Source organism: Klebsiella sp. MS 92-3, from assembly GCF_000195655.1.
Lineage (GTDB): Bacteria > Pseudomonadota > Gammaproteobacteria > Enterobacterales > Enterobacteriaceae > Klebsiella > Klebsiella pneumoniae.
In genome coordinates this window covers 67,273-72,327 of the sequence record NZ_GL882866.1, presented here as the reverse complement: position 1 = coordinate 72,327, position 5,055 = coordinate 67,273, and the positions used below count along the sequence as shown (strand labels likewise).

Genomic DNA, 5,055 nt, shown 5'->3' with positions numbered 1-5,055 from the left:
CCCCCCCCCCCCCCCCCGCCCCCCCCCGGCCACCCCCACTCTCCTGCCCTTACTTCAGCAGTCGTACGCGGCAGGATTTACCTTTGATCTTGCCATTTTGTAACTGCTTATACGCCTTCTGCGCCATATTCTGGCGGATCGCCACATAGACGTGGGCCGGGTGGACGGTAATTTTGCCGATATCGGCACCATCAAAGCCCATATCCCCGGTCAGGGCTCCCAGCACATCTCCCGGGCGCATTTTCGCCTTTTTCCCGCCGTCGATACACAGCGTCGCCATCTCCGCCGTCAGCGGCGCGATGGTGTTGCCCGTCGGCGCCGGCAGCCAGTTCAGGGAAAGCTGCAGCATGTCGGCCAGAATAGTGGCGCGCTGCGCCTCTTCCGGCGCACAGAAGCTGATGGCCAGCCCTTGTTCACCGGCGCGGGCGGTACGGCCGATGCGGTGAACATGCACCTCCGGATCCCAGGCCAGCTCGAAATTCACCACCAGCGCCAGGGATTTGATGTCCAGACCGCGGGCAGCGACGTCGGTCGCCACCAGAACCCGGACGCTGCCGTTAGCGAAGCGCACCAGCGTCTGATCGCGATCGCGCTGCTCAAGGTCACCATGCAGCGACAAGGCGCTCTGCCCGGCGGCGTTGAGCGCATCGCAGACCGCCTGGCAATCGCGTTTGGTATTGCAGAACACCACGCAGGATGCGGGCTGATGCTGGCTGAGCAGGCGCTGCAGCAGGGCAATCTTACCGTGGCGGGAAACTTCAAAGAACTGCTGCTCAATCGCCGGGAGCGCATCGACAGTGTCGATCTCAATTGTCTGCGGATTGCGCTGCACCCGGCCGCTGATCGCCGCGATTGCCGCCGGCCAGGTAGCAGAAAACAGCAGCGTCTGCCGGTCAGCCGGTGCGAAGCGGATCACCTCATCAATGGCATCGCTAAAGCCCATATCGAGCATGCGGTCCGCTTCGTCCATCACCAGGGTCTGCAGCGCGTCAAGGGAGACCGTTCCCTTCTGCAGATGATCGAGCAGACGGCCCGGGGTGGCGACGATAATATGCGGGGCATGCTGCAGGGAATCTCGCTGGGCGCCAAAGGGCTGCCCGCCGCAGAGCATCAGAATCTTGATGTTCGGCAGGCAGCGCGCCAGGCGGCGCAGCTCGCCGGCGACCTGATCGGCCAGCTCGCGGGTCGGGCACAACACCAGCGACTGGGTCTCGAAGCGCGCCGGATCGATATGCTGCAGCAGACCCAGCCCAAATGCGGCCGTTTTTCCGCTGCCGGTTTTTGCCTGCACGCGCACATCTTTCCCCGCGAGGATCGCCGGCAGGGCGGCGGCCTGAACCGAGGTCATCGACAGATAACCCAGCTCGTTAAGGTTGGCTAATTGGGCGGCAGGTAAAACAGTCAGGGTAGAAAAAGCGGTCACAATGTATTCTCGTATTAAAAGGCAGACAATCTGCAGGCGCGTATCCTCGCAGATCTCCGCGCCTGATGCGACAATTTAATCGGCTCTTCGTCAGGCGGCGGATCGGGCTGGGGCTGCGGACGCGGTCGTGGGTCGGGTAAAGGAGCCGGATCGTTCGGCTCGGGCGAGATAGGGATAGACTGGGCTGTCAGCTCTGAAGCGTAATACATAGAGGCCTCCCGGAGAGTGATACGGGCGTACCCGCAGGCGTCAACGGCCAGAAACCGTCGGGTGTCTTAGTAAGGGTAGAAGCTGGTCCGGAGAGCGCAAAAAAAAAGCCGACTCAACAAAGCCGGCGTCGTACGAATCAATTGTGCTATGCAGTAATTCAAAAAAGGAAGTAAGACAATATGGAGCGCAACGCCCATCGCTTGACGTTGCATTCACCTGCGAGAGAGATATTGCCCTGAATGGGTAGATGGTTTATTGATTTCGCTCAAACATTGCCGGGTTTTCCCGGCACTACAGCCGCTAAAAGGCGATTCTTTACAGCCATTTACTGCGATGTAACCACCACGCAACACCACCGATGACAACGACTAACATCAAGCAGAAAAGGCTAAACCCCAGATGCCAGCTGTTGCCAGGGATCCCGCCGAGGTTGACGCCGAACAGGCCGGTTAAAAAGGTGCTGGGTAGAAACACCATCGCCATCAATGACATGGTATAGGTCCGCCGCGCCAGCGACTCCTGCATAATCTGGGCGATCTCGTCGCTCATGATCGCCGTCCGCGCGATACAGCTGTCGATCTCATCCAGACCGCGCCCCAGCCGCTCGGCAATATCCTGCATTCGCCGCCGCTGATCGTCACTCATCCACGGCAGCCGCTCGCTGGCCAGCCGGGCATAAACGTCGCGCTGCGGCGCCATATAGCGGCGCATCACAATCAGCTGCTTACGCAGCAGCGCGAGAAATCCGCGCGGCGGCACCTGCTGATCGAGCAGGTCGTCTTCCAGGTCGATAATGCGATCGTGCAGTTGTTCGATAAACTCGCTGGCATGATCGGTCAACGCATCGCAGACCTCCACCAACCAGCTGCCGCCGTCCGTCGGGCCATTACCTTCCTTCAGGTCGCCCAGCACATCGTCCAGCGCCAGCACTTTGCGCTGACGAGTGGAGACGATCAGCCGCTCATCCATATACAGGCGCATCGCCACCAGCTGGTCGGGCCGCTCATCGGTACTGCCGTTGATACAGCGCAGGGTGATCAGCGCCCCGTCACCGATCCGCGTCACCCGCGGCCGGGTGCTCTCTCCCGCCAGGGCATCGCGTACGTTATTGGGCAGCAACGGGGTGGCCGCCAGCCAGTCGGCGCTGTCGCTATGGGTATAGTTGAGATGCAGCCAGCAAGGCTTGTCTTTGTCGATAATATCGTCATCGGCGAGCGGCTTAACGCCCCCCTGCCCGTCGAGCACCCACGCGAAGATCGCGTCCGGTATCTGCAACTCCGAGCCTTTAATCGCGTCCACTCAACCTCCGTTAATCCATATCTGCTAAATTACGCGCCTTCTCTATAAGGTACGCGAAAGCGCGCATTCTTGCTTTTAATAACCCGGAAATACAGGCCTAGTCGCTTCATTGAAAAGCGCTTTCGCCCCCGGTCGCGGCGCTCACCTCATTTAACGTTAAAACTTAGTGAAATCAAGTTCTTCACGATTCAACACATACAGAGCGACGTTTTGCCGTTTATTTTGCAACTTCTTGCTGTATTATGCTGTTTATTGCGTTAATTTGCGGAGTCAATGGCCATGCATAAGCTCGCCAGGCAAAAACATATTCTCGACAGGCTTAGCGAAACCGGTCAGCTGAGCATCAGCGAACTGGTTGCAGAGCTGCAGGTGTCGGCCGATACCATTCGCCGCGATCTGAGCGACCTGGAACAACAGGGCGTGCTGCAGAAAAGCCACGGCGGGGCCATCGCCCTTAACGTCCCGGCCATGACGCGCCAGGGCAGAAACGCTCTTCTCACCCAGACCAAGCAGCGCCTGGGTCAGCAGGTCGCCGCGCGCATTCCCTCTGGCTCGACGCTGTTTCTCGACGCCGGAAGCACGCTGTTGGCGGTGGCAGCCCAGCTGAAAGGGCCGTTGACCGTGATCACGGCTTCTCTGGATATCGCTCAGCTGTTCAGCGACCGTGCCGATATCCAGCTGATCCTGCTTGGCGGCCAGTGGGATAGTAAACAACGGCTGTTCGCCGGCAGCGCCACCCTGTCGCTGGTCACCCGCTACCGGGCCGATATCGCCATTCTCGGCGCCTGCGCGCTCCATGCCGGGCTGGGGCTGAGCGCCAGCCAGGAAGCTGATGCCGACGTTAAACGCGCCATGCTGGCCGCCAGCGCCGAGCACTGGCTGGTGGCGGACCATACCAAACTCAACCGCTGCGAACCGTGGCGGGTGGCCGGACTCAGCGACATTCACCATCTTTTTCTTGATCGTCCCTGGGCTGAGCTGGGGGATGATCCCGCCCTCTCTGTACATATTGCTGACGCTTAACAACGTGGAGAACCTGATGAGTAACAACACGATAAATATCGCCCTGATTGGCTACGGATTCGTCGGTAAGACCTTCCACGCGCCGCTTATCCGTTCGGTGCCGGGGCTGAACCTGGCGTTCGTCGCTTCCCGCGATGAAGAGAAGGTCAAACGCGACCTGCCGGACGTCACGGTGATCGCCTCCCCGGAAGCAGCGGTCCAGCATCCGGACGTTGACCTGGTGGTCATCGCCTCCCCTAACGCCACGCACGCCCCGCTGGCCCGCCTGGCGCTGAACGCCGGCAAACATGTGGTGGTGGATAAGCCCTTTACCCTCGATATGCAGGAGGCCCGGGAGCTGATCGCCCTGGCGGAGGAGAAACAGCGTCTGCTCTCCGTCTTCCATAACCGCCGCTGGGACAGCGACTATCTCGGGATCCGTCAGGTGATTGAGCAAGGCACCCTCGGCGCGGTGAAACACTTCGAGTCGCATTTCGACCGCTTCCGCCCGGAAGTCCGCGTGCGCTGGCGCGAGCAGAACGTCCCGGGCAGCGGCTTGTGGTTTGACCTGGGGCCGCACCTGATCGACCAGGCGCTGCAGCTATTTGGTTTGCCGCAGTCGGTGCAAGGTAACATAGCCACCCTGCGCGACGGGGCGGAGATCAACGACTGGGCGCATGTGGTATTAAACTACCCGGCGCATAAAGTGATCCTGCACTGCAGCATGCTGGTCGCGGGCGGCTCGTCGCGCTTCACCGTGCACGGCGATAAAGGTAGCGTTATCAAAGCGCGGGCCGACCAACAGGAGAGCCAGCTGCTGGCGGGCGTGGTACCGGGCAGCGCCGACTGGGGCCAGGATGACGACCCGCTGGTTATCTATGATGCCTCGCTGCAGGCCCACGCGCAGGCTACCCCGCAGGGCGATCAGCGCCAGTACTATATGCTGATCCGCGATGCGCTGAAGGGCCAGATCGCCAATCCGGTGCCGCCGGTGGAAGCGCTGGCGGTGATGGCCGTTCTGGAAGCGGCGGTGCGCTCTGCTGAAAGTGGTATGGTGCAGACCCTGGACCTGTCCGACGACGAGCGCAACACGCTGCGCTAATCTGCCCTGTTCTCCCCCT

5 protein-coding genes are annotated in these 5,055 nt (G+C 60.8%); 2 read left to right on the top strand and 3 right to left on the bottom strand.

The window, feature by feature from the left end; all coding sequences use genetic code 11:
* Positions 1-49: 49 nt before the first annotated feature.
* The 3 genes from dbpA to zntB all read right to left on the bottom strand — a co-directional run bounded on the left by dbpA (position 50) and on the right by zntB (position 2,932).
* Positions 50-1,423, bottom strand: coding sequence for an ATP-dependent RNA helicase DbpA (gene dbpA / locus HMPREF9538_RS01970; RefSeq protein ID WP_004176400.1), 1,374 nt, complete (start codon positions 1,421-1,423; stop codon positions 50-52).
* Positions 1,424-1,437: 14 nt separating this feature from the next.
* Positions 1,438-1,614: a hypothetical protein gene (locus HMPREF9538_RS33255; protein WP_303632692.1), complete on the bottom strand. Its 177-nt coding sequence runs from the start codon at positions 1,612-1,614 to the stop codon at positions 1,438-1,440.
* Between the two features lie 334 nt (positions 1,615-1,948).
* Positions 1,949-2,932, bottom strand: a complete 984-nt coding sequence (zntB, locus tag HMPREF9538_RS01975) for a zinc transporter ZntB (RefSeq protein ID WP_004148192.1) — start codon at positions 2,930-2,932, stop codon at positions 1,949-1,951.
* A gap of 279 nt (positions 2,933-3,211) precedes the next feature.
* Between zntB and HMPREF9538_RS01980 the strand changes: the two genes are divergently transcribed.
* Complete coding sequence (locus tag HMPREF9538_RS01980; protein ID WP_020316476.1) at positions 3,212-3,955, top strand: DeoR/GlpR family DNA-binding transcription regulator; 744 nt, start codon at positions 3,212-3,214, stop codon at positions 3,953-3,955.
* Positions 3,918-5,036, top strand: coding sequence for an oxidoreductase (locus tag HMPREF9538_RS01985; protein WP_009486358.1), 1,119 nt, complete (start codon positions 3,918-3,920; stop codon positions 5,034-5,036). Before HMPREF9538_RS01980 ends, HMPREF9538_RS01985 begins: the two co-directional genes overlap by 38 nt.
* Positions 5,037-5,055: the final 19 nt, after the last annotated feature.

Coding starts and splice junctions, on each gene's coding strand:
- HMPREF9538_RS01980 (WP_020316476.1), top strand. CDS start 3,212: ATGCATAAGCTCGCCAGGCAAAAACATATTCTCGACAGGCTTAGCGAA.
- HMPREF9538_RS01985 (WP_009486358.1), top strand. CDS start 3,918: ATGATCCCGCCCTCTCTGTACATATTGCTGACGCTTAACAACGTGGAG.